Annotated in this window: 1 protein-coding gene; it reads left to right on the plus strand. The window is 61.8% G+C overall.

The features are described from left to right. Positions 1–380 (plus strand): phage terminase large subunit family protein (locus OO70_RS50795; protein WP_043688466.1); only part of this gene is annotated, 380 nt, incomplete at both ends.

A 380-nucleotide genomic window follows, 5' to 3' on the forward strand; every position in this document is an offset into this window, starting at 1 on the left:
TCGTCTTCATCACGTCGTCCCAGGTCGGCAAGACGACCATCCTTGTCGCGGCGCAAGGCTACTACTGCGAGGCGGAGCCGTGCGCGCAGCTCTCGGCGTGGCCTACGCAAGACCTGGCCGACAAGTACCAAGAAGAGTCGTTCGATACCACGGTGAGAGATTCGCCGAAGTGGAGAGCGGCGATGACTGGCAGCACCGAATATAAGGGCGGCCAGATCAATTTCGTCGGCGCGAACACGCCGAACAAGCTCGCGATGCGGCCCATCCGTGTCGTTACGGGCGACGAGATCGACCGATGGCCCCTCAGCTCGTCGAAGGAAGGTTCGCCGCTCGAACTCGCCAAGAAGCGACGCACGACATACCACAACCGCAAAGGCCTG

It is taken from the genome of Streptomyces xylophagus (assembly GCF_000716435.1).
Taxonomy (GTDB): domain Bacteria; phylum Actinomycetota; class Actinomycetes; order Streptomycetales; family Streptomycetaceae; genus Streptomyces; species Streptomyces xylophagus.